The organism is Streptomyces durocortorensis, assembly GCF_031760065.1.
Lineage (GTDB): Bacteria > Actinomycetota > Actinomycetes > Streptomycetales > Streptomycetaceae > Streptomyces.
The window spans coordinates 2,084,858-2,106,730 of record NZ_CP134500.1; the positions used below are offsets into that span (position 1 = coordinate 2,084,858).

The following is a 21,873-nucleotide window of genomic DNA, read 5'->3' on the forward strand; positions in this document are numbered from 1 at the left end:
CCGGCTCGGTCCGCAGTGGTGCGATACCGCCGTCCGGGGCGCGGGCGCCGCACGGGAGCTGATGTCTGGCTCGCCGGTTCCGTATGCGGTGTGCGTACGGCCTGGCGAAAGTCTTGTGGGTCAGTGCGCGGCCCGACCCAGGTGGCTCCCGAGTCGGAGGGCTGCGCTACAACGACCGCCTTACGCGGAACCTGCACCTTCCGGCGCCGTCGCGACGGCTGCCCCGGCGACCGCGGGATGTGCGGTCGGGGCGGCCTCGCGGTCGGGCGCGAGCGGGTCGGTCACCGTGCCGGACTCCTCGTCGAAGAGCCCCTGCGCCAGCCTCGTCACCGCAGCGGGGACGGGCGGCGCCAGGTCGGCCACAGCTCGGAGACCGGACAGGACGTCGTCGGGTCGCACAGCAGGTGTCACGTGCCGCACAACCAGGCGCAGTATCGCACAGGGCCGCTCGCCCGGCCTATCGGCCGGGGCGTCGACGACCCGCAGATCGGCGACGGCTGCGCGGGCGTCGAAGGTCCGGATGCCGTTCTTCGCCTTGCGCTGGACCTCGACGGTCTCGGCGTCGTTGAACGCGGCCACGGCCGTGCGGACGTCCTCGGGGTCGACGCCGTCCAGGCGCATCTCCCAGACGGACGCGGTGAGCCGTTCGGCCAGGCCCGAGGTGCGGGCCTCCACCGCGTCGACGATGTCGAGGCCGTCCGGCAGCGACTCGTCGAGCAGGGCCCGCAGGACGTCGGGGTCACGCGCCTCGGTGAGGGCGATCTCCAGGAACTCGGCCTCGCTGCCCGTGCCGGTGGGTGCGGCATTGGCGTAGCTGACCTTGGGGTGCGGGGTGAAGCCCGCCGAATACGCCATCGGTACCTCGGAGCGGCGCAGTGCCCGCTCGAAGGCCCGCTGGAAGTCGCGGTGGCTGGTGAACCGGAGGCGGCCGCGCTTGGTGTAGCGCAGGCGGATGCGCTGCACTGCCGGTGCGGGCGGCGGGCCTTCGGGCTGTCGCTTGCCCAGTGGTTCTTCTCCTCGGTGCGGGGCGGGCGCGGTGACACGCCGCCCACGAAATACGGGTGGCCCCCGGGGTGCCGCTCCGGCTCACACCCGCTTGACGAGTTTCTCGCCGAGCGGGGCGCTCTCGGATGCCTGCGCCGCGCTGGGGACAGTCGTTGTACTACCCAGAGTACGCGCAGGGGCCTCCACCGGTTCCCCGGACCGCGCGCCGCTCGCGGCACCGGCCAGTGTGCGCCAGGCGTCCCGGCGGGCCTGGCGCACGGTTTCCCGGGCCGTGGCGAGGGCCGAGCGGGCGGCGCGGCCCGCCTCGACGGCGGCGCGGCGCGCCGGGGCCCACAAGGCGTCGCGCACGAAGTGGCCGACCGGGGTGCACACGGTGCGGTACGCCCAGGAGGCCGGGGCGCCGATCAGGTGCCGGGCGAGCCAGGCGAGGCCCCGGCCGACCGCGCGGGAGAGGTATCCGGCGATGCGCCAGGCGACCTCGGCGGCGTCCGCGATCTCCCGGCCGACGGGGGTGAGGACGCGGCGGTAGGTCCAGCGGGCCGGGGCCACGATCAACGTCATGACCAGCCATACGGCGACGGCTCCCAGGCCCCGGCCGACCGCCGCGATCCCCTGCCACAGGAGCCCGGCGGTCCAGGCGACGCCCCGCCCGAGGGCTGCGAGGAGCCAGGCCGCGCCGTGGCCGATCGGGGTCAGGACGTTGCCGTACAGCCAGACCAGCGCGACGACCACGCCGTACCGGACCACCGGGACGAGTACGTACCGCCACAGGACGGCCGAGGGCAGGACAAGGAGCACGGCGAGCAGCCAGACGGCGCCCCGGCCCGCCTTCGTGAGCAGCCAGCCGGTGCCCTGGCCGGCCTTCGTGAGCAGCCAGACCACGCCGGTCCCGAAGCCGCGTGCCACCGGGGCCAGCAGGGCGGTGCCGATCCAGCGCAGGCCGTGCCCGAGCGGGGTGAGGACCGAGGTGTACAGCCACCTCAGCGGCTTGAGCACCAAGGTCCCGATCAGCCACCCCACAGCCCAGCCGATGGAGCCGAACAGCCACTCCAGGCCCCGCCCCAGGGCACCGGCCGAGGCTTCGAGCGCCCGCCGGACCGGGGGCAGCACGGTCCGGTCGAGGGCGTGCCAGCCGGCGGCCAGCAGGTCCCAGGCCATGCGGACGGGCAGGACCACGACCAGCACCACGATGCGCACCGGAATCCTGATCAGCCGGGTCAGGGCGGTCTCGGGCGCGTACCGGTCGAGTGCCTGGTCGTGGCTGCTGTCGTCCATGCCGTGAATGACGCACAGGCCCGGTCGGCGGTTGCCGGACCGGGCCGGCTCCGGTGCTCGGGGACGCGTTACTTGTTGACCACGCTCAGCGGGAGCAGCTTCTTGCCCGTCGGGCCGATCTGGATGTCCAGGTCGAGCTGCGGGCAGACGCCGCAGTCGAAGCAGGGGGTCCAGCGGCAGTCCTCGACCTCGGTCTCGTCGAGCGCGTCCTGCCAGTCCTCCCACAGCCAGTCCTTGTCGAGGCCGGAGTCGAGGTGGTCCCAGGGCAGGACCTCCTCGTAGGTGCGCTCGCGGGTGGTGTACCAGGCGACGTCGACGCCGTACTCGGGGAGCGTCTTCTCCGCGCAGTTCATCCAGAGGTCGTAGCTGAAGTGCTCGCGCCAGCCGTCGAAGCGGCCGCCGGACTCGTAGACCGCGCGGATGACGGAGCCGACCCGGCGGTCGCCGCGCGAGAGGAGTCCCTCGACGACGCCGGGCTTGCCGTCGTGGTAGCGGAAGCCGATGGAGCGGCCGTACTTCTTGTCCCCGCGGATCTTGTCCCGGAGCTTCTTCAGCCGGGCGTCGGTCTCCTCGGCGGAGAGCTGCGGGGCCCACTGGAAGGGGGTGTGCGGCTTGGGCACGAAGCCGCCGATGGAGACGGTGCAGCGGATGTCGTTCTGCCCGGAGACCTCGCGGCCCTTGGCGATGACGTTGACCGCCATGTCGCCGATCTGGAGGACGTCCTCGTCGGTCTCGGTGGGCAGGCCGCACATGAAGTACAGCTTCACCTGACGCCAGCCGTTGCCGTACGCCGTGGAGACCGTGCGGATCAGGTCCTCCTCCGAGACCATCTTGTTGATGACCTTGCGCATGCGCTCGGAGCCGCCCTCGGGGGCGAAGGTGAGACCGGAGCGGCGGCCGTTGCGGGTCAGCTCGTTGGCCAGGTCCACGTTGAACGCGTCGACGCGGGTGGAGGGCAGTGAGAGGCCGACCTTGTCCTCGGTGTAGCGGTCGGCGAGGCCCTTGGCGATGTCGCCGATCTCGCTGTGGTCCGCGGAGGAGAGGGAGAGCAGGCCGACCTCTTCGAAGCCGGTCGCCTTGAGGCCCTTGTCGACCATCTCGCCGATGCCGGTGATGCTTCGCTCCCGCACGGGGCGCGTGATCATGCCGGCCTGGCAGAAACGGCAGCCGCGGGTGCAGCCGCGGAAGATCTCCACGGACATCCGCTCGTGCACGGTCTCCGCGAGCGGGACGAGGGGCTGCTTGGGGTAGGGCCACTCGTCGAGGTCCATCACCGTGTGCTTGGAGACCCGCCACGGCACGCCGGACCGGTTGGGCACGACGCGGCCGATGCGGCCGTCGGGGAGGTACTCGACGTCGTAGAAGCGCGGGACGTAGACGCCGCCGGTCTTCGACAGCCGGAAGAGCACCTCGTCGCGGCCGCCGGGGCGGCCCTCGGCCTTCCAGGCGCGGATGATCTCGGTGATCTCCAGGACGGCCTGCTCGCCGTCGCCGATGACCGCGCAGTCGATGAAGTCCGCGATCGGCTCGGGGTTGAACGCGGCATGGCCGCCCGCGAGGACGATCGGGTGGTCCACGTCACGGTCCTTGGCCTCCAGCGGGATGCCCGCGAGGTCCAGGGCGGTGAGCATGTTGGTGTAGCCGAGCTCGGTGGAGAAGCTCAGCCCGAAGACGTCGAACGCGCCGACGGGGCGGTGGCTGTCCACGGTGAACTGCGGCACGCCGTGCTCGCGCATCAGCGCTTCGAGGTCCGGCCAGACGCTGTACGTGCGCTCGGCGAGGACGCCCTCGCGTTCGTTGAGTACCTCGTAGAGGATCATGACGCCCTGGTTGGGGAGTCCGACCTCGTAGGCGTCGGGGTACATGAGGGTCCAGCGGACGTCGCAGCTGTCCCACTCCTTGACGGTGGAGTTCAGCTCACCGCCGACGTACTGGATGGGCTTCTGCACATGCGGGAGCAGAGCTTCGAGCTGTGGGAAGACCGATGCGGCAGACATCTCGCGAACCTTCGTGAGCCGGCAGGGGTGACCATCCAGCGTACCCCGGTCAGCGGTGCCCCAGATCCGCCCGCAGTACCGGGGCCGAGGCCCGGGCCCACACCTCGGGCAGCTCGCGCTCCCTGGCGTCGGCGGCCGCCTCCTCCTGGCCGTACAGGAGGCCCCAGGTGAAGGCGGACTCTCCCGCCGCATGTGCCTGGATGCCGAGGGTGCGCAGGGCCTCGCGGGCGACGACGCTGTCCTGGTGGTCGCCGAGGACGGTCTGCACGGCCTTCATCCGTTCGGCGAAGCGCTTGGCGGGGCCGCCGAGCGCGCATCTGGCCGCCTCCCCCGCGTACCGGGCGCGTTTGGCGGCCTTGCGGGCCTCGTGCATCGCGGTGTCCCGCTCGGGCCCCGGCGGCTGGTCGAGGGCGTGGCCGATGCGGGTGGCGAGGCGGCCGTAGTCCTTGAGCAGGGCGCGGGGCAGCGCCTTGTCGGGATTGCGGGACGCGGCGGGGCGCAGGGGCGGGTCGGCGGCGAGCGCGTCGAGGGTGTCCAGGAGCGCCAGATACCGCTTCCCGTCCAGTACGTCGATGATCCTGCGGCGCGATCCGGTGCGGCGGGCGGCCGACCAGGCGCGGAGCCGGCCGCGCACCGGCCCGAGGGTCAGGGGGCCGGGCAGGGCCTCGATCCGGCTGCTGAGCCGGTCGTCCAGGACCTCCTGGTCGCGGTCGACGCCGAGTTCGGCGGCCAGCCACTTGAGCTCGGCGCCGACGGGGTCGGTGACCTCGCGGTCGAGGACCTTCCCGTACGTCTTGAAGGCGCTGCGCAGCCGCCGGGTGGCGACGCGCATCCTGTGCACGGAGTCGGGCAGGTCGCGGCGGACGGCGGGGTCGAGGTCGACGATCGCGCGGATCTGTTTCCGTACGTAGACGAGGACGTGGTCGCCCGTGGTCCGGGGCTCGTCCCGCTCCGGCCGCTTCCCCTGGCGTACGGGACCCGTCTCGGCCAGGGCGCGGGCCAGTTTGGAGGCGGATTCCGCGGGGCGCACCCCGGCCTTGCGGAGCCGCTTCTCGACGGCGTCCAGGAAGGCCGGGTCACCGTCGTCGGCCAGCTCGACCTCGATCTCGGTCCAGGTGGCCGTGGTGCCGCTCCCCTCCCCCGCGAGGCGTTCGGCGAGCACCGTGTCGACGCTGACCTCGGCGAGAAGCGTGCCGTCGGCGGCCAGCAGGTGGTGGACGTCACGGGAGGACAGCAGACGGACGACGGGGGCGAGCTCGGCGTGGCGGACCCGGGAGCGGAGCAGGGCGGCCAGCGGGCGGGGCAGGGTGTCGGCGAGGGGTTCGTGGATCTCGTCCCGGATGCCGGTGGCGACGGGGAACTTCAGGTGCCAGCCCGCGTCGGACCCGCCGGTCCTGCGGCGCAGGGTGAGGGCATCGGCGGCGAGGCGGAGGTCTGCGGTGTCGTAGTAGACGGCGTCCAGCTCGGTCCGGCCGCGCGGGACCACCCGGCCGACTCCGGCCGCCCGGCCGAGGTCGGGCAGCCGGGTGGCGTCGGTGGCCTCGTACTTCCGCTCGATCTCGCGCTTGGTGTCCGCCATATACCGGCTCCTACCCCTTGCGGGGCCGGTTCAGGCAGACATCGGCCGTTGCACCCTGATCGACTGGAGGAGTCCGATCGCGATCCAGACGGCGAACATCGAGGACCCTCCGTAGGAGACGAAGGGCAGCGGCAGTCCGGCGACCGGCATGATGCCGAGCGTCATGCCGATGTTCTCGAAGGCCTGGAAGGCGAACCAGGCGATGATCCCGGCGGCGACGACCGTGCCGTACAGCTCCGTCGTCTCGCGGGCGATCCGGCAGGCGCGCCACAGGACGACGCCCAGGAGCAGGATGATCAGCCCGGCGCCGAGGAAGCCCAGCTCCTCACCGGCGACGGTGAAGACGAAGTCGGTCTGCTGCTCGGGGACGAACTGGCCGGTGGTCTGGGTGCCCTGGAAGAGCCCCGTACCGGTGAGTCCGCCGGAGCCGATCGCGATCCGGGCCTGGTTGGTGTTGTAGCCGACGCCCGCCGGGTCGAGCGCCGGGTTGGCGAAGGCGGCGAAGCGGGCGATCTGGTAGTCGTCGAGCAGCCCCAGCTGCCAGACGGCGACGGCCCCGCCCGCGCCCGCGCCGAGGAGGCCGAAGACCCAGCGGTTGGAGGCGCCGGAGGCCAGCAGCACGCCGAGGACGATGACGGCCATGACCATCACCGAGCCGAGGTCCGGCATCAGCATGACGACGGCCATGGGGATCGCCGCGAGGCCGAGCGCCTTGGCGACGGTGCGGTGGTCGGGGTGGGCCTGGTCGCCCGCGTCGACGCGGGCGGCCAGCAGCATCGCCATCACCAGAATGATGGTGATCTTGGTGAACTCGGAGGGCTGGATCGAGAAGCCCGCCGGGAGCTTGATCCACGCGTGGGCGCCGTTGATCGTGGTGCCGAGCGGGGTGAGGACGGCCATGACCAGCAGCACGGAGGTGCCGTAGAGGACCGGGACGGCGCCGCGCAGGGTGCGGTGGCCGAGCCAGATCGTGGCGGTCATCAGGATGAGGCCGATGCCGGTGTTCAGGGCGTGCCGGAGGAGGAAGAAGTACGGGTCGCCCTGGGTGAGGTGGTCGCGGTTGCGGGTCGCGGACCAGACCAGCAGCGCACCGAGGAAGGAGAGCGCGAGCGATGCCCCGAGCAGCGGCCAGTCCAGCCGCCGTGCGAGGGAGTCGCGGGCGGTCAGCTTGGCCCAGGAGCCCTCGTCGGGGCCGTAGCGGGAGACGGAGAATCCACCTGCCATCAGGGCTGCCTCCCCGTGGTCGCCGGTGATCCGGTGAGTCCCGGCTGGCCCGTGGGCTGCACGGGCAGTTGTTCTTCCGGCTCCACCGGCTGTCCTTCCGGCTCGACCGGAGTGGGGTCGTAGGGCTCGACCTTCGGGGCGTGGATCGAGCCGTCCGGCTCGATCTTGGGCAGCGCTTTCTGGGGCTTCGGCAGCAGGGCCCTCTTCAGGTCCTGGTTGCCCTCGGCGTCGAGGCCGTAGAGCGCGTCGTAGATCTTGCGGACGGCGGGCCCGGAGGCACCGGAGCCGGTGCCGGCCTGGGAGATCGTCATGACGATCGTGTAGTCGTCGGTGTAGGTCGCGAACCACGAGGTGGTCTGCTTGCCGTACACCTGGGCGGTGCCCGTCTTGGCCCGCATCGGGATCTTGTCCTGCGGCCAGCCGCCGAACCGCCAGGCGGCGGTGCCGCCGGGCTCGACCACCGAGCGCAGGCCCTTGTCGAGGTCCTTGATGGTCTGGGCGTTGACCGGCAGCTTCCCGGTGACCTTGGGCTTGATCTCCTGGACGTTCTTGCCGTCGGGGCTGATCACGGCTTTGCCGACGGTGGGGGCGTGGAGGGTGCCGCCGTTGCTGATGGCGGCGTAGGCGGTGGCCATCTGGATGGGGGTGACGAGGACGTCCCCCTGCCCGATCGCGTAGTTGATGCTGTCGTAGGCCTTGAGCTGGTTGCCTTCGAGGCAGTTCTCGTAGGCGATCTGCTGGACGTAGGTGCCGCCCTTCTTGCCCTGCTTGCACCAGGCGTCCTTGTTCGCCTTCCAGAAGTCCTGCTTCCACTCGCGGTCGGGGATGCGCCCCTTGACCTCGTTGGGCAGGTCGATGCCGGTCTCGGAGCCGAGCCCGAAGTCACGGGCGGTGCGGTAGAACCAGTCCTTGGCGTCCTTCTTCGGCTTTATGCCGCCGTCCCGCACCCACTCCTCGTGGCCGAGGCGGTAGAAGACGGTGTTGCAGGAGTACTTGAGCGCGTCGCCGAGGGTGATGGGGCCGTGCCCCTTGGACTCGAAGTTGGCGAAGGTCTGGCTGCCGAGGCTGTAGGAGCTGCTGCAGTTGTAGCGGTCGTTGAAGTCGTGCCCGGCCCGCACGGCGGCGCTGGCCGACACCACCTTGAAGATCGATCCGGCGGGCGCCTGGCCCTGGATGCCCCGGTTGAGCAGCGGGTAGTTGGACTTCTCGCTGGTGAGCTTGGCGTACTCCTTGCCGGAGATGCCGCCGACCCAGGCGTTGGGGTCGTAGTCGGGCTGGGAGGCCATCGACACGATGCGGCCGGTCTTCGACTCCATGACGACGACGGCGCCGGAGTCGGCCTCGTACTTCCGTCCGGTGATCTTGTCGGTCTCGCCGCGCATCTTCTTCATGGCGGCGGCGAGCTCGTACTCGGCCACCGCCTGAACGCGGGCGTCGAGGCTCGTGACGAGGCTGGAGCCGGACACCGCCGGGTCGTTCTCCGCCTCGCCCAGGACGCGGCCGAGGTTGTCGACCTCGTAGCGGGTGACGCCCGCCTTGCCGCGCAGTTCCTTGTCGTACGTGCGCTCCAGGCCGGAGCGGCCGACCTGGTCGGAGCGGAGGTAGGGCGACGGGCCGTCCTGCGCCTCCTGGATCTCCTCGTCGGTGACGGGCGACAGATAGCCGAGGACCTGCGCGGTCCTCGCCTTGCCGGGTGCGGTGTAGCGGCGTACGGCGGTGGGTTCGGCGGTGATGCCGGGGAAGTCCTCGGCCCGCTCGCGGATCTGGAGTGCCTGCTGGGTGGTGGCCTCGTCGGTGACCGGGATCGGCTGGTAGGGCGAGCCGTTCCAGCAGGGCTGGGGGGTCTTGGAGTCGCAGAGGCGGATCTTGTCCTGGACGTCCTTCGGCTTCATGTTCAGGACGTCGGCGAGCCGGGTGAGGACCTCGACGCCGTCGTCCTTCATCTTCAGCAGCTCGGTACGGCTGGCGGAGACGACGAGCCGGGTCTCGTTGTCGGCGAGCGGTACGCCCCGGGCGTCGAGGATCGAGCCGCGTACGGCGGGCTGGACGACCTGCTGCACCCCGTTGCCCGCGGCTTCGGCGGTGTACTCGTCGCCGTTGCGGATCTGGAGGTACCAGAGGCGGCCGCCGAGGGTGAGCAGCAGGGAGAAGACGAGGACCTGGATGACGATGAGCCGGATCTGGACCCGCTGGGTCCGCCCGGTCTCGGGGATGTTGCTCACAGGACGCCCCCGGTGGTGGTTCGGCTGGGGGTACGGGAGGCGTCCCCCGGGAAGCACAGCCTCACGCGGCACCCCCGGTGCCCTCCGGTCGCGTACGGCTTCACAGTCGCTTGACCCCCTTGATGCGGCCCGCGCGGGAGGCCCGGTTGCGGGCGGCCTTGACGCGCAGCCCGCCGCGCTGGTTGCCGATCCGCAGCCCGGTGCCGGAGGAGAGCCAGCCCGCGGCGACGTCGTTGCTGCCACCGGAGGCCTCGGAGACCGGGTCGTTCTCCGTACGTCTGGCCAGCGCCATGATCAGCGGCACGGTGAAGGGCGCCAGCAGCAGATCGTAGACGGCGGCGGTGAACAGCAGGCTGCCCAGGCCCACATGGCGGGCGGACGTGTCGCCGACGAGCGCGCCGACGCCCGCGTAGAGCAGGGTCGAGCCGATCGCGGCTGCGACGACCACCGCCATCGGGGCGAAGGCCGACTTGAGCTGCCCGTTCTCCGGCCGGGCCAGGCCCGCGAGGTAGCCGATGACGCAGAGCACCAGGGCATAGCGCCCGGCGGCGTGGTCGGCGGGCGGGGCCAGGTCGGCGAGGAGGCCCGCGCCGAAGCCGATGAGCGCGCCGCTGACGTGCCCGTACACGAAGGCGAGTCCGAGGACGGTGAGGAGCAGCAGGTCGGGGACGGCGCCCGGGAGCTGGAGGCGGGCGAGGACGGAGACCTGGAGGACCAGGGCGACGACGACCAGGGCGGTGGAGAGCAGAGTCCGGTTGAGGCGCATGGGGATCAGCTCTATTCCTCGTTGTCCGCGGTGCCGGGCTGGTTGTCGCCCGCCTGGTCTCCGGCGGCGTCACCGCCCTGCTGCTCGTTGATGTTGCCGACGACCTTGCCCGAGCCGTCGACGAGGTCCCCGTTGGGCTGGACGGTGACGGTGACGGTGGGGGTCGGCTTCGGCTTCGCCTTGACGGGCTGCTTGGGCAGGACCATGTCGCGGGGGTCCTCGCGCGGGGCCTGGACGACGACGCCGACGATGTCGAGTTTGGTGAACCCGACGTACGGCTTCACATAGGCGGTCCGGGTCAGCGCGCCGCCGGAGGGGTCGACGCGGACCACCTCGCCGACCGGGACGCCGGGCACGAAGGGCTTGTCCTTGCTGGAGCCGAAGGTGACGAGCCGGTCGCCCTTCTTCACCTTCGCCTTGCCGTTGAGGAACTGCACCGACAGCGGGCGCGTGCCCTGGCCGGTGGCGAAGCCGAGCTCGTCGGTCTTCTCCATCCGGGTGCCGACGGTGAAGTCGGGGTCGTTGGCGAGCAGGACCGTCGCGGTGCCGGGGCCCACGGTGGTGACCCGGCCGACCAGCCCCTCCCCGTTGAGGACGGTCATGTCGCGGCGGATGCCGTCGTCGGAGCCGGCGTCGATGGTGATCGTCCAGGAGAAGCCCTGGGCCGCTCCTATGGCGATGACCTGGGCGCCCTTGATGCCGTACTGTCCGGCGCCGGCGTTCTTCAGCATGGCGTCGAGCTGGCGCACCCGGCTGTTGGTGCGGTCGTCGCTGCCGAGCCTGGCCTTCAGCGCGGCGTTCTCCTGCTCCAGGGTGGAGATCCGGTCGTGCCGGTTGCCGGAGTCCCGCACCGCGCCTATGGCGTTGCCCACCGGGTTGACCGCCGCCGCCACACCGTTCTCGACCGGGCCGAAGACCCTGGCGGCGGCGTGCCGCGCGCCGTCGACCGGTGACCCCTCGCCGCCCCGGATGTCCACCGTGATCAGGGCGAATGCGATGGCGATCAGCAGCACCAGGAGCAGCCGGCTCTCTCGTGTGTCCCTCACGTGCGGCGGCCGTGCCTTCCTCATCGGAATGTTCGTACCCGTCTGTACGCCTCCGCGGATGCCTCTGCGTCAGCACACGTACGGCAACGATCTGTATCAACGATCCGGCGTGCGGAGCAGTAGCGTCCGCACACCGGATCGGGTGGTGTTTCTGCCCGCCCTAGCGGCGGGGCTGGGCGTCCAGCACCTGCTGGAGCGCCTCGAACTCCTCGACGCACTTGCCGGAGCCGAGCGCCACCGAGTCCAGCGGGTCCTCGGCGATGTGGATCGGCATGCCGGTCTCGCGGCGCAGCCGTTCGTCCAGGCCGCGCAGCATCGCGCCGCCGCCGGTGAGGACGATGCCACGGTCCATGATGTCGCCGGAGAGCTCGGGCGGGCACTTGTCGAGCGTCGTCTTCACGGCGTCGACGATCGCGTTGACCGGCTCCTCGATGGCCTTGCGGACCTCGGCGGCCGAGATGACGACCGTCTTGGGCAGCCCGGAGACCAGGTCGCGGCCGCGGATCTCGGTGTGCTCGTCCTTGTCCAGGTCGTACGCCGAACCGATGGTGATCTTGATCTGTTCGGCGGTCCGCTCACCGAGGAGGAGCGAGTACTCCTTCTTGATGTGCTGGATGATCGCGTTGTCCAGCTCGTCACCGGCGGTCCGGATCGACTGGGCAGTGACGATTCCGCCGAGCGAGATCACGGCGACCTCGGTGGTGCCGCCACCGATGTCGACGACCATGTTGCCGGTGGCCTCGTGGACCGGCAGACCGGAGCCGATCGCCGCCGCCATGGGCTCCTCGATGATGTGCACCTGGCGCGCGCCGGCCTGCGTGGACGCCTCGATGACCGCGCGGCGCTCGACCCCGGTGATACCGGAGGGCACACAGACGACGACGCGGGGGCGCGCCAGGTAGCGACGCTTGTGGATCTTGAGGATGAAGTAGCGGAGCATCCGCTCCGTGATCTCGAAGTCGGCGATCACGCCGTCCTTCAACGGCCGCACGGCAACGATGTTGCCCGGCGTGCGCCCGATCATCTTCTTGGCCTCGGAGCCGACCGCCAGAATTCCGCCGGTGTTGGTGTTGATGGCCACGACGGACGGCTCGTTCAGGACGATGCCGCGCCCCCTGACGTACACCAGCGTGTTGGCAGTCCCGAGGTCGATAGCCATGTCACGGCCGATGAACGACATTGAGTTCCCCTTGTTCCCCATGAGGATGCGTCGGGCCTTCCCAGGAAGCGGTGATGGCTTGTTCTGGTAGGCGAGGTGGCGCTGCGGGCGTGGAAGCTTCCATCGTAGTGCCGTATGCACGGACACAGCGCGAGGGTCCTTCGCCAGTGTGAGCGGAACGGGTGCCCGTCCTACCCATGGTGACGTTATGTCGGAGGGATGCGTTCCCGCGATACCGAACCCTATGCCGAGGGGCGACCGAATTACTTCGGTCGCCCCAGGCGAACAGCGCTGTTTGGCCGATCGAGTCAGGAAAGTCCGGGGAAGAAAAGCTTCAGTTCTCGCTCTGCGGACTCCTCGGAGTCCGAGGCGTGGATGAGGTTCTCCCGGGTGATCGTGCCGAAGTCCCCGCGGATGGACCCGGGCGCGGCGGCGATCGGGTCGGTGGGGCCGGCCAGGGCGCGGACGCCCTCGATGACCCGCTCACCTTCGGCCACCAGGGCGACGACCGGGCCGGAGGCCATGAACTCCACGAGCGGCTCGTAGAAGGGGCGGCCCTTGTGCTCGCCGTAGTGCTGCTCCAGCGTCTCCTGGTCCAGGGTGCGCAGCTCCAGCGCGGTGATGCGCCAGCCGGCCTTCCGCTCGATGCGACCGACGATCTCGCCGATCAGGCCACGGCGGACGGCGTCGGGCTTGAGCAGGACGAGGGTGCGCTGAGTCATGTGTGGCTCCTTGCAAGGCCAGGCATTACGGGTGCGGTGAGGGCGAGATTACAGGGGTACGGGAACGGCTCGGCGCCCGGGTTCACCCAGGGTCACCTTCGGGCCCCGGGTCGAGTCGCCTCAGGCCGTGGCCTCGCCGGCCTCCTGCTGGGCGGCCCAGCGGGCCTTCGCCTCGTCGACCTTGCGGCCGTAGTGGACCGAGGCCCACCACAGCCCGCCGAAGACCAGCCCCAGGATGAACATCATCGGGACCACGAAGCCGCTGAGGACCAGCGCGATCTGGAGCGCCCAGCCCAGCTGGACACCGCCGGGGCGGGTGATCACTCCGCACAGCAGCACGGACAGCGCCATGCCGACGCCGCACACCGTCCAGACCGCGGCCATGGAGACGTCGTCCAGCTTCATCGCCACGAGACCGGCGAAGCCGATCACGAAGAACTCACCGATCAGCGTCGAGGCGCAGAGCGTACGCATCCTTCTCCTCAGCCCCTTCCCAGCAGCAGCCGGGCCTCGCCGACCGTGATCACCGATCCGGTCACCAGCACTCCGGCGCCCGCGTACTCGTCGTCCTCCTCGGCCAGCGTGATCGCCGCCTCCAGGGCGTCGTCGAGGCGCGGCTCGACCTGGACGCGGTCGTCGCCGAAGACCTCGACGGCGATCGCGGCCAGCTCGTCCGCGTCCATCGCGCGGTCGGTGGAGTTCTGCGTGACGACGATCTCGGCGAAGATCGGCTCGAAGGCCTCAAGCAGCCCGCGCACGTCCTTGTCGCCGCTCGTGCCGACCACACCGATCAGCCGGGAGAAGCTGAACGCCTCGGAGATCCCCTCGGAAGCCGCCCTGGCCCCGGCCGGGTTGTGCGCGGCGTCCAGCACGACGGTCGGGCTGGAGCGCACGACCTCCAGGCGGCCGGGCGAGAGCACCGAGGCGAACGCCTTGCGGATCGCGTCGACGTCGAGCGAGCGGGCCTGCTCGGCGCCGATGCCGAAGAACGCCTCGACGGCGGCGAGCGCGACGGCCGCGTTGTGCGCCTGGTGCGCCCCGTACAGCGGGAGGAAGACGTCCTCGTACTCGCCACCGAGTCCGCGCAGGGTGAGCAACTGTCCGCCGACCGCGATCTCGCGGGAGGCGACGCCGAACTCCATGCCCTCGCGGGCCACGGTGGCGTCCACCTCGACGGCCTTCTTCAGCATGACCTGCGCGGCGTCCACCGGCTGCTGGGCCAGGATGACCGTGGCGCCCTGCTTGATGACCCCGGCCTTCTCCCCGGCGATCTCGGCGGGCGTGGTGCCGAGCCGGTCGGTGTGGTCCAGCGAGATCGGGGTGACGACGGCGACGGTGGAATCGATGACGTTGGTGGCGTCCCAGGTGCCGCCCATGCCGACCTCGACGACCGCGACGTCGACGGGCGCGTCGGCGAAGGCCGCGTACGCCATGCCGGTGAGCACCTCGAAGAAGGAGAGCCGGTAGGGCTGCTGGGCGTCGACCATCTCGACGTACGGCTTGATGTCCTCGTACGTCTCGATGAACCGCTCGGGCTCGATCGGGGAACCGTCCAGGCTGATCCGCTCGGTGATCGACTGGACGTGCGGGGAGGTGTAGCGGCCGGTGCGCAGCTCGAAGGCGTTGAGCAGGGCCTCGATCATGCGGGCCGTGCTGGTCTTGCCGTTCGTGCCGGTGATGTGGATGGAGGGGTAGGCGCGCTGCGGCTCGCCGAGGACGTCCATCAGCGCGGCGATGCGCGTGACGGACGGCTCCAGCTTGGTCTCGCCCCAGCGTCCGGCGAGCTCCTGCTCCACGGCGCGCAGCGCCTTGTCGGTCTCGGGGTCGGCGGGGCGGGCAGGGACCGCTTCGCCCTGGGGGTGGCCCGAGTGGGTGCGCAGCGTGCGGCTCCCGGCCTCGATCACCGCCAGGTCGGGGTCGCGCTGGGTCGCCTCGTCGACGATCCCCTCGAAGGTGTCGTCGGGATCGGGCGCGTCGTGCCGGTCTGAAGGGCGGGGCTCACTCACGGGGCCAGTCTACGGATGGCCACCGACATCGCACGCAGCGCCCGGCACGGTAAGCCCTGAGGGAGCGGCGGGGCGCCGAAGGCGTACGGCGAAGCCCCCGCATCCCGGTCGGTCGGGGTGCGGGGGCTTCGCGGTCAGCACATCAGCTCTGCGGGAGGGCCGCCAGCTGGGCGCCGATCCGCTCGATGTCGGCCTCGGCCTTGGCGAGCCGGCCGCGGATCTTGTCGACCACGTTGTCCGGGGCCTTGGCCAGGAAGGCCTCGTTGCCGAGCTTGCCCTCCGCCTGGGCCTTCTCCTTGCGGGCCGCCTCCAGGTCCTTCGTGAGGCGCTTGCGCTCGGCCGCCACGTCGATCGTGCCGGACAGGTCCAGGGCGACGGTGGCCCCGGCGACCGGGAGGGACGCGGTGGCGCTGAAGCCGTCCCCGGGAGCCTCCAGGCGCAGCACCTGACGGATGGCCGCCTCGTGCGGCACGAGCGCGGTGCCGGTCAGGGTCAGCTCGGCCGGGACCTTCTGGCCGGGCTTGAGCCCCTGGTCGCCCTTGAAGCGGCGGACCTCGGTGACGACCTGCTGGACGAGCTCGATCTCCTTCTCGGCCGCCTCGTCACGGAAGCCGGAGTCCGCGGGCCACTCGGCGACGACGACGGACTCGCCTCCGGTCAGCGTGGTCCACAGGGTCTCCGTGACGAAGGGGACGATCGGGTGAAGGAGGCGCAGGGTGACGTCGAGGACCTCGCCGAGGACCCGGCCGGAGACCTTGGCCTGCTCGCCTCCCGCGAAGAACGTCGTCTTGGACAGCTCGACGTACCAGTCGAAGACCTCGTCCCACGCGAAGTGGTAGAGCGCGTCGGAGATCTTCGCGAACTGGAAGTCGTCGTAGAAGCGGTCGACGTCGGAGACGGTCTCGTTGAGGCGGGACAGGATCCAGCGGTCGGTGGCCGTCATCGCGGAGGGGTCCGGGAGCGGTCCCTCGACCGTCGCGCCGTTCATCAGGGCGAACCGGGTGGCGTTCCAGATCTTGTTGGCGAAGTTCCGGGAGGCCTTGACCCAGTCCTCGCCGATCGGGACGTCGGCGCCCGGGTTGGCGCCGTTGGCCAGGGTGAAGCGGACGGCGTCGGAGCCGTAGGCGTCCATCCAGTCGATCGGGTCGACCGCGTTCGGGTTGGACTTCGACATCTTCTTGCCGAACTCGTCGCGGACGAGGCCGGTGAGGGCGACCGTCTTGAACGGGATCTCGCCGTCCATCGCGTACAGGCCGAACATCATCATCCGGACGACCCAGAAGAAGATGATGTCGTGGCCGGTGAGCAGGACGTCCGTGGAGTAGAACTTCTCCAGGTCCGGTGTCTGTTCCGGCCAGCCGAGCGTGGAGAACGGCCACAGGCCCGAGGAGAACCAGGTGTCGAGGACGTCCTCGTCCTGGATCCAGCCCTCGCCGGTGGGCGGCTCCTCGTCGGGGCCGACGCAGACGACCTCGCCGTTCGGGCCGTACCAGACAGGGATGCGGTGGCCCCACCAGAGCTGGCGCGAGATGCACCAGTCGTTGAGGTTGTCGACCCAGTCGAAGTAGCGGCGCTCCAGCTCCTTGGGGTGGATGTCGACCCGGCCGTCACGGACCGCGTCGCCCGCGGCCGCGGCGAGCGTCTCGACCTTGACCCACCACTGGAGTGAGAGCCGCGGCTCGATGGTGGTCTTGCAGCGGGAGCAGTGCCCGACGGAGTGCATGTACGGGCGCTTCTCCGCGACGACCCGGCCCTGCTCGCGCAGCGCCTCGACGATCGCGGAACGCGCCTCGAAGCGGTCCAGGCCCTCGAAGGGACCGGGGACCGTGATGACACCGCGTCCGTCCATGATCGTGACCGACTCCAGGCCGTGGCGCTGGCCGATGGCGAAGTCGTTGGGGTCGTGGGCCGGGGTGACCTTGACCGCGCCGGTGCCGAACTCCGGGTCGACGTGGGTGTCGGCGACGACCGGGATGGTCCGGTCGGTCAGCGGCAGCTTGATGCGCTTGCCGATGAGATGGGCGTAGCGCTCGTCGTCGGGGTGGACGGCGACTGCGGTGTCACCGAGCATCGTCTCGACGCGGGTGGTCGCGACGACCAGCGTCTCGTCCCCCTCGCCGTACTTCAGGGAGACCAGCTCGCCGGCGTCGTCCTGGTGGTCGACCTCCGCGTCCGAGAGGGCCGTCATACAGCGCGGGCACCAGTTGATGATGCGCTCGGCGCGGTAGATCATGCCGTCGTCGAACAGGTTCTTGAAGATCGTCTGGACGGCGCGGGACAGGCCTTCGTCCATGGTGAACCGCTCGCGCGACCAGTCCAGGCCCGCGCCGAGGCGCCGCAACTGGCCGAGGATGCGCCCGCCGTACTCTTCCTTCCACTGCCAGGTCCGCTCGACGAACGCCTCACGGCCGATGTCGTGCCGCGACTTGCCCTCCTCGGCGAGCTGCTGCTCGACCTTGTTCTGGGTGGCGATGCCCGCGTGGTCCATGCCGGGCAGCCACAGCGTCTCGAAGCCCTGCATCCGCTTGCGGCGGGTGAGTGCGTCCATCAGCGTGACCTGGAAGGCGTGGCCCAGGTGGAGGGCGCCGGTGACGTTGGGCGGCGGGATGACGATGGTGTACGGAGGCTTCTCGCTCTTCGCGTCGGCCTCGAAGTAACCGCGCTCCACCCAGCGCTCGTACAGCTTCCCCTCTACGTCGGCCGGCGTGTACGTGGTCGGCAGTTCGGGGTTGCTGGCTGGCTGCTGCGATGAGTTCTCGGTCACGGAGACAGTTTAGGGCCGTCACAGTCCTGCATTGAAACGGGTTGTTTCAGTAACGGTGTCGGGCCCGATCCCCCATGTCAGGACCGCTTCCGTCAGGATGTTCGCAACGCATAAGGATTCTGGAGGGGACACCTCGATGAGCTACAACCAGCCGGGCCCGTACGGCCAGCAGCCGCCACAGGGCCAGCCCGGACCGTACGGCCAGCAGCCGGGGCCGTACGGCGGCCCGCCGCCGCAGGGCCCCCCGCAGGGCCAGCCTGGTTACGGTTACCCGCAGCAGGCCCCCCAGGGTGTCCCGCCGCAGCAGCCGAACCCGTACGGTCAGCCCCAGCAGGGCTACGGCTACCCGCAGGCCCAGCAGCCGGGTCCGTACGGCCAGCAGCCGCCCGCGCCTCCGTACGGCGGTCAGCCGGGGTACGGCGAGCAGCCGCAGCAGCCGAAGAAGAAGACCGGGCTGATCGTCGGTGTCGCCGTGGTGGCGCTGGCGGTCATCGCGGGCGGGGTGTACTTCCTGACCTCCGGTGGCGGCAACAGTGACGTGGCGGACTCCACGAAGGGGTACAAGCTGACGCCCGCCGCTTCCGTGGACGACTACAAGCAGAACACGAAGGAGAAGGCGCCGACCGGGCCGCTGACGGGCAAGGAGAAGGCCGAGACGGAGGCCATGGGGATCAAGAACCCCAACCAGGCCGGCGCCCAGTACGTGAGCGGCGACATGGAGAAGAACCCGCTCACCGCGAAGATGCTCATGCTTATGGGCGTCTGGGGTGAGGTGGACGACCCCGACGCCGTCATCGACGGCTTCTTCAAGAACGCCGAGAAGGAAATGATGGCTGACGAGGGCTTTGAGGGCTCTCTGGTCGGCAGCCCGAAGAACGTCACACCGGACGGCTTCGAGGGCGCGCTGATGAAGTGCCAGGACATGAAGATCGTGAATGATAAGGCCGATGGCACGGTGCAGAACGGCCCCAAGGACATGACCATGCCGATCTGCGTCTGGGCCGACTACAGCACGGTCAGCGCGGTGATCGGTGTCGATATCGGCGGGGCCATGACCAACAAGCCAATGTCCCAGAACGAAGCAGCCACCCTCGCCGCCAAGCTCTACAACACCTCCCGCACCAAGATCTGACCGCGCAACGCCGAAGGGGCGTCCACCGCTGACCGGTGGACGCCCCTTCGGCGTACGTAACTACCGTTCCGCTACGCGGACTTCTCGTGGCGGCCGCCGTCGTTCTTGCCGATCGTGCGCGGCTCGCGCGGGACCAGCGTCGGGTTGACGTTGTCGCGGACCACGTCCGGGGTGATGACGACGCGGGCGACGTCCTTGCGGGACGGGACCTCGTACATCACGGACTGGAGGACTTCCTCCATGATCGCGCGCAGGCCGCGCGCGCCGGTCTGGCGCAGGATCGCCTGGTCGGCGATGGCCTCCAGCGCCTCGCGCTCGAAGTCCAGCTCCACGCCGTCGAGTTCGAAGAGGCGCTGGTACTGCTTGACGAGGGCGTTGCGCGGCTCACTGAGGATCTGGAGCAGCGCCTCGCGGTCCAGGTTGTGGACGGAGGTCAGCACGGGGAGACGGCCGATGAACTCGGGGATCATCCCGAACTTCACCAGGTCCTCCGGCATGACCTCCTGGAACTGGTCGCTCGCCTGGATCTCCCGCTTGGAGCGGATCGTGGCGCCGAAGCCGATGCCCTTGGCGCCGGCCCGGGACTCGATGATCTTCTCCAGGCCGGAGAACGCGCCGCCCACGATGAACAGCACGTTCGTCGTGTCGATCTGGATGAACTCCTGGTGGGGGTGCTTGCGTCCGCCCTGCGGCGGGACGGAGGCGGTGGTGCCCTCCAGGATCTTCAGCAGGGCCTGCTGGACGCCCTCGCCGGAGACATCCCGGGTGATCGACGGGTTTTCGCTCTTACGGGCGACCTTGTCGATCTCGTCGATGTAGATGATCCCGGTCTCGGCCTTCTTGACGTCGTAGTCGGCCGCCTGGATCAGCTTGAGCAGGATGTTCTCGACGTCCTCGCCGACATAGCCGGCCTCCGTCAGCGCGGTGGCGTCCGCGATGGCGAACGGGACGTTGAGCATGCGGGCCAGCGTCTGGGCGAGCAGCGTCTTGCCGGAACCCGTGGGGCCCAGCAGGAGGATGTTCGACTTGGCGAGCTCGATCGCGTCCTCGCGACCGGCGCCGCCGCCGTTCTCCCCGGCCTGGACCCGCTTGTAGTGGTTGTACACCGCGACGGAGAGGGCCTTCTTCGCGGGCTCCTGCCCGACGACGTACCCCTCCAGGAACTCGTAGATCTCGCGAGGCTTGGGAAGCTCCTCCCAGCGGACCTCGCTCGTCTCGGCGAGCTCCTCCTCGATGATCTCGTTGCAGAGATCGATGCACTCGTCGCAGATGTACACACCGGGTCCCGCGATGAGCTTCTTCACCTGCTTCTGGCTCTTTCCGCAGAACGAGCACTTGAGCAGGTCGCCGCCATCACCGATGCGTGCCACGAGGTGCTTCCCCTTCGCCTGGGAGACGCCTGGTTCAGCGGCTCCTGGTGCCTCTATCCGACGGTACCTTGCCTGGGCCCCGGTTCGGGCCCCCCTTGGCACGGTTCACACGGCCGTGGTCGTGCAAACGGAATGTGCCAAGGGGAAAGACCGACGTCAGAGCGATGCGCCCGCGGTGGTCTTGCGGGTGGAAACGATCTGGTCGACCAGCCCGTATGCCAGGGCGTCCTCGGCCGTGAGGATCTTGTCGCGCTCGATGTCCTCGCTGATCTTCTCCAGCGGGGTGGTCGAGTGCCGGGCCAGCAGCTCCTCCAGCTGCTTGCGCATACGGAGGATCTCGTTGGCCGCGATCTCCAGGTCGGAGAGCTGCTCGCGGCCCGTCTGCGAGGACGGCTGGTGGATGAGCACCCGGGCGTGCGGGAGCGCCATGCGCTTGCCCGGGGTGCCCGCGGCGAGCAGGACGGCGGCGGCGGAGGCGGCCTGGCCCATGCAGACCGTCTGGATGTCCGGCTTCACGAACTGCATCGTGTCGTAGATCGCGGTGAGCGCGGTGAACGAGCCGCCGGGGCTGTTGATGTAGATCGAGATGTCACGGTCGGGGTCCATCGACTCCAGGCACAGCAGCTGCGCCATGACGTCGTTGGCCGAGGCGTCGTCGATCTGGACGCCCAGGAAGATCACGCGCTCCTCGAAGAGCTTCGCGTACGGGTCGTACTCACGCACACCCTGCGAGGTGCGCTCCACGAAGCGCGGGACGACGTAGCGGTTGTCCACCTGCGGGCCGGTGTAGAGGCCGCTCGCGGAGGCGCCGGGGAAGTTGTTCATGTGGGTGTTCACCATCCTGGTGGCGTTCTGTGGGCTGGAGGTCTCGGCGTACGAGATGGGGGGCGGGAGTGGTGCCGCCGGTCCGCTGGGGACCGGGTCAGGCGCCGGTGCCGCCGCCGCCCGGGATGCCCGAAGCGACCGTGATGATCTCGTCGATGAGGCCGTACTCCTTGGCCTCCTCCGCCGTGTACCAGCGGTCGCGGTCGCCGTCGCGGATGATCGTCTCGACGGTCTGGCCGGAGTGGCGGGCGGTGATCTCCGCCATCCGCGTCTTGGTGCGGAGCAGGTACTCGGCCTGGATCTTGATGTCCGAGGCCGTGCCGCCGATGCCGGCCGAACCCTGGTGCATGAGGATGTCGGTGTTCGGGAGCGCGAAGCGCTTGCCCGCGGCGCCGCCGGTGAGCAGGAACTGGCCCATGGAGGCGGCCATGCCCATGCCGATGGTGACGACGTCGTTCGGGATGTACTGCATGGTGTCGTAGACCGCCATGCCGGCCGTCACCGAGCCACCGGGGCTGTTGATGTAGAGGTAGATGTCCTTGTCCGGGTCGGCGGCAAGGAGCAGGAGCTGTGCGGTGATCTTGTTGGCGATGTCATCGTCGACCTGCTGACCGAGGAAGATGATGCGCTCGCCGAGCAGTCGGCTGTAGACCTGGTCACCGAGGCCTCCACCGAGGGACGGCTCTCCGGCGGCGTAGGGCATCAGATTCGTCACGTATCCACCTGCTCGTCTCTGACGGCTCCGGCCGTCTCAGCGTCTTCGTACCGGGCGGGGTGAGTC

17 protein-coding genes are annotated in these 21,873 nt (G+C 70.0%); 1 reads left to right on the top strand and 16 read right to left on the bottom strand.

Annotated elements, in window-relative coordinates:
- Positions 1 to 180: 180 nt before the first annotated feature.
- The 13 genes from RI138_RS09250 to RI138_RS09310 all read right to left on the bottom strand — a co-directional run bounded on the left by RI138_RS09250 (position 181) and on the right by RI138_RS09310 (position 17,765).
- Positions 181 to 963, bottom strand: coding sequence for a TIGR03936 family radical SAM-associated protein (locus tag RI138_RS09250; RefSeq protein ID WP_311119512.1), 783 nt, complete (start codon positions 961 to 963; stop codon positions 181 to 183).
- A 123-nt stretch (positions 964 to 1,086) separates the two neighbouring features.
- The gene (locus RI138_RS09255; RefSeq protein ID WP_311119513.1) at positions 1,087 to 2,280 is read right to left on the bottom strand and encodes a hypothetical protein; all 1,194 of its coding nucleotides are present in this window, start codon (positions 2,278 to 2,280) and stop codon (positions 1,087 to 1,089) included.
- A 68-nt stretch (positions 2,281 to 2,348) separates the two neighbouring features.
- Positions 2,349 to 4,277 carry a TIGR03960 family B12-binding radical SAM protein gene (locus RI138_RS09260; protein WP_311119514.1) on the bottom strand — a complete coding sequence of 643 codons (1,929 nt, stop codon included), beginning with the start codon at positions 4,275 to 4,277 and terminating at the stop codon, positions 2,349 to 2,351.
- 49 nt (positions 4,278 to 4,326) lie between these two features.
- Positions 4,327 to 5,856 carry a CYTH and CHAD domain-containing protein gene (locus tag RI138_RS09265; protein ID WP_311119515.1) on the bottom strand — a complete coding sequence of 510 codons (1,530 nt, stop codon included), beginning with the start codon at positions 5,854 to 5,856 and terminating at the stop codon, positions 4,327 to 4,329.
- A 30-nt stretch (positions 5,857 to 5,886) separates the two neighbouring features.
- Positions 5,887 to 7,080: a rod shape-determining protein RodA gene (rodA, locus tag RI138_RS09270; protein ID WP_311119516.1), complete on the bottom strand. Its 1,194-nt coding sequence runs from the start codon at positions 7,078 to 7,080 to the stop codon at positions 5,887 to 5,889.
- Positions 7,080 to 9,302, bottom strand: a complete 2,223-nt coding sequence (gene mrdA, locus RI138_RS09275) for a penicillin-binding protein 2 (RefSeq protein ID WP_311119517.1) — start codon at positions 9,300 to 9,302, stop codon at positions 7,080 to 7,082. Before mrdA ends, rodA begins: the two co-directional genes overlap by 1 nt.
- A 100-nt stretch (positions 9,303 to 9,402) precedes the next feature.
- On the bottom strand, positions 9,403 to 10,068 hold the full coding sequence (mreD, locus tag RI138_RS09280; RefSeq protein WP_311119518.1) for a rod shape-determining protein MreD: 666 nt from the start codon (positions 10,066 to 10,068) through the stop codon (positions 9,403 to 9,405).
- Positions 10,069 to 10,079: 11 nt separating this feature from the next.
- Positions 10,080 to 11,114, bottom strand: a complete 1,035-nt coding sequence (mreC, locus tag RI138_RS09285) for a rod shape-determining protein MreC (protein WP_096631749.1) — start codon at positions 11,112 to 11,114, stop codon at positions 10,080 to 10,082.
- 160 nt (positions 11,115 to 11,274) lie between these two features.
- Positions 11,275 to 12,294 (bottom strand): rod shape-determining protein, encoded by a 1,020-nt coding sequence (locus RI138_RS09290; protein ID WP_018487160.1) that lies wholly within the window; start codon positions 12,292 to 12,294, stop codon positions 11,275 to 11,277.
- Between the two features lie 287 nt (positions 12,295 to 12,581).
- Positions 12,582 to 12,995: a nucleoside-diphosphate kinase gene (ndk, locus tag RI138_RS09295; RefSeq protein WP_311119519.1), complete on the bottom strand. Its 414-nt coding sequence runs from the start codon at positions 12,993 to 12,995 to the stop codon at positions 12,582 to 12,584.
- Positions 12,996 to 13,115: 120 nt separating this feature from the next.
- Complete coding sequence (locus RI138_RS09300) at positions 13,116 to 13,469, bottom strand: DUF4233 domain-containing protein (RefSeq protein WP_311119520.1); 354 nt, start codon at positions 13,467 to 13,469, stop codon at positions 13,116 to 13,118.
- 8 nt (positions 13,470 to 13,477) lie between these two features.
- Complete coding sequence (gene folC, locus RI138_RS09305) at positions 13,478 to 15,001, bottom strand: bifunctional tetrahydrofolate synthase/dihydrofolate synthase (protein ID WP_096631744.1); 1,524 nt, start codon at positions 14,999 to 15,001, stop codon at positions 13,478 to 13,480.
- Positions 15,002 to 15,143: 142 nt separating this feature from the next.
- The gene (locus tag RI138_RS09310; protein ID WP_311119521.1) at positions 15,144 to 17,765 is read right to left on the bottom strand and encodes a valine--tRNA ligase; all 2,622 of its coding nucleotides are present in this window, start codon (positions 17,763 to 17,765) and stop codon (positions 15,144 to 15,146) included.
- Between the two features lie 136 nt (positions 17,766 to 17,901).
- Between RI138_RS09310 and RI138_RS09315 the strand changes: the two genes are divergently transcribed.
- A complete protein-coding gene (locus tag RI138_RS09315; protein WP_311119522.1) occupies positions 17,902 to 18,897 on the top strand; it encodes a hypothetical protein in 996 nt (331 codons plus the stop codon).
- Between the two features lie 71 nt (positions 18,898 to 18,968).
- On the opposite strand, the gene clpX is transcribed toward RI138_RS09315, so the two are convergent.
- The 3 genes from clpX to RI138_RS09330 form a co-directional block, all read right to left on the bottom strand.
- A complete protein-coding gene (gene clpX, locus RI138_RS09320) occupies positions 18,969 to 20,267 on the bottom strand; it encodes an ATP-dependent Clp protease ATP-binding subunit ClpX (protein ID WP_096631740.1) in 1,299 nt (432 codons plus the stop codon).
- A 156-nt stretch (positions 20,268 to 20,423) separates the two neighbouring features.
- On the bottom strand, positions 20,424 to 21,107 hold the full coding sequence (locus RI138_RS09325) for an ATP-dependent Clp protease proteolytic subunit (RefSeq protein WP_096631738.1): 684 nt from the start codon (positions 21,105 to 21,107) through the stop codon (positions 20,424 to 20,426).
- An 82-nt stretch (positions 21,108 to 21,189) separates the two neighbouring features.
- Positions 21,190 to 21,795, bottom strand: a complete 606-nt coding sequence (locus RI138_RS09330) for an ATP-dependent Clp protease proteolytic subunit (protein ID WP_096631757.1) — start codon at positions 21,793 to 21,795, stop codon at positions 21,190 to 21,192.
- Between the last annotated feature and the right edge of the window lie 78 nt (positions 21,796 to 21,873).

What these genes read in the sequence shown, in the direction of transcription:
- RI138_RS09255 (WP_311119513.1), bottom strand. Translation starts at nt 2,280, where the DNA reads ATGGACGACAGCAGCCACGACCAGGCACTCGACCGGTACGCGCCCGAG.
- RI138_RS09260 (WP_311119514.1), bottom strand. Translation starts at nt 4,277, where the DNA reads ATGTCTGCCGCATCGGTCTTCCCACAGCTCGAAGCTCTGCTCCCGCAT.
- RI138_RS09265 (WP_311119515.1), bottom strand. Translation starts at nt 5,856, where the DNA reads ATGGCGGACACCAAGCGCGAGATCGAGCGGAAGTACGAGGCCACCGAC.
- rodA (WP_311119516.1), bottom strand. Translation starts at nt 7,080, where the DNA reads ATGGCAGGTGGATTCTCCGTCTCCCGCTACGGCCCCGACGAGGGCTCC.
- mreD (WP_311119518.1), bottom strand. Translation starts at nt 10,068, where the DNA reads ATGCGCCTCAACCGGACTCTGCTCTCCACCGCCCTGGTCGTCGTCGCC.
- RI138_RS09290 (WP_018487160.1), bottom strand. Translation starts at nt 12,294, where the DNA reads ATGTCGTTCATCGGCCGTGACATGGCTATCGACCTCGGGACTGCCAAC.
- ndk (WP_311119519.1), bottom strand. Translation starts at nt 12,995, where the DNA reads ATGACTCAGCGCACCCTCGTCCTGCTCAAGCCCGACGCCGTCCGCCGT.
- RI138_RS09300 (WP_311119520.1), bottom strand. Translation starts at nt 13,469, where the DNA reads ATGCGTACGCTCTGCGCCTCGACGCTGATCGGTGAGTTCTTCGTGATC.
- RI138_RS09315 (WP_311119522.1), top strand. Translation starts at nt 17,902, where the DNA reads ATGAGCTACAACCAGCCGGGCCCGTACGGCCAGCAGCCGCCACAGGGC.
- RI138_RS09325 (WP_096631738.1), bottom strand. Translation starts at nt 21,107, where the DNA reads ATGGTGAACACCCACATGAACAACTTCCCCGGCGCCTCCGCGAGCGGC.
- RI138_RS09330 (WP_096631757.1), bottom strand. Translation starts at nt 21,795, where the DNA reads ATGCCCTACGCCGCCGGAGAGCCGTCCCTCGGTGGAGGCCTCGGTGAC.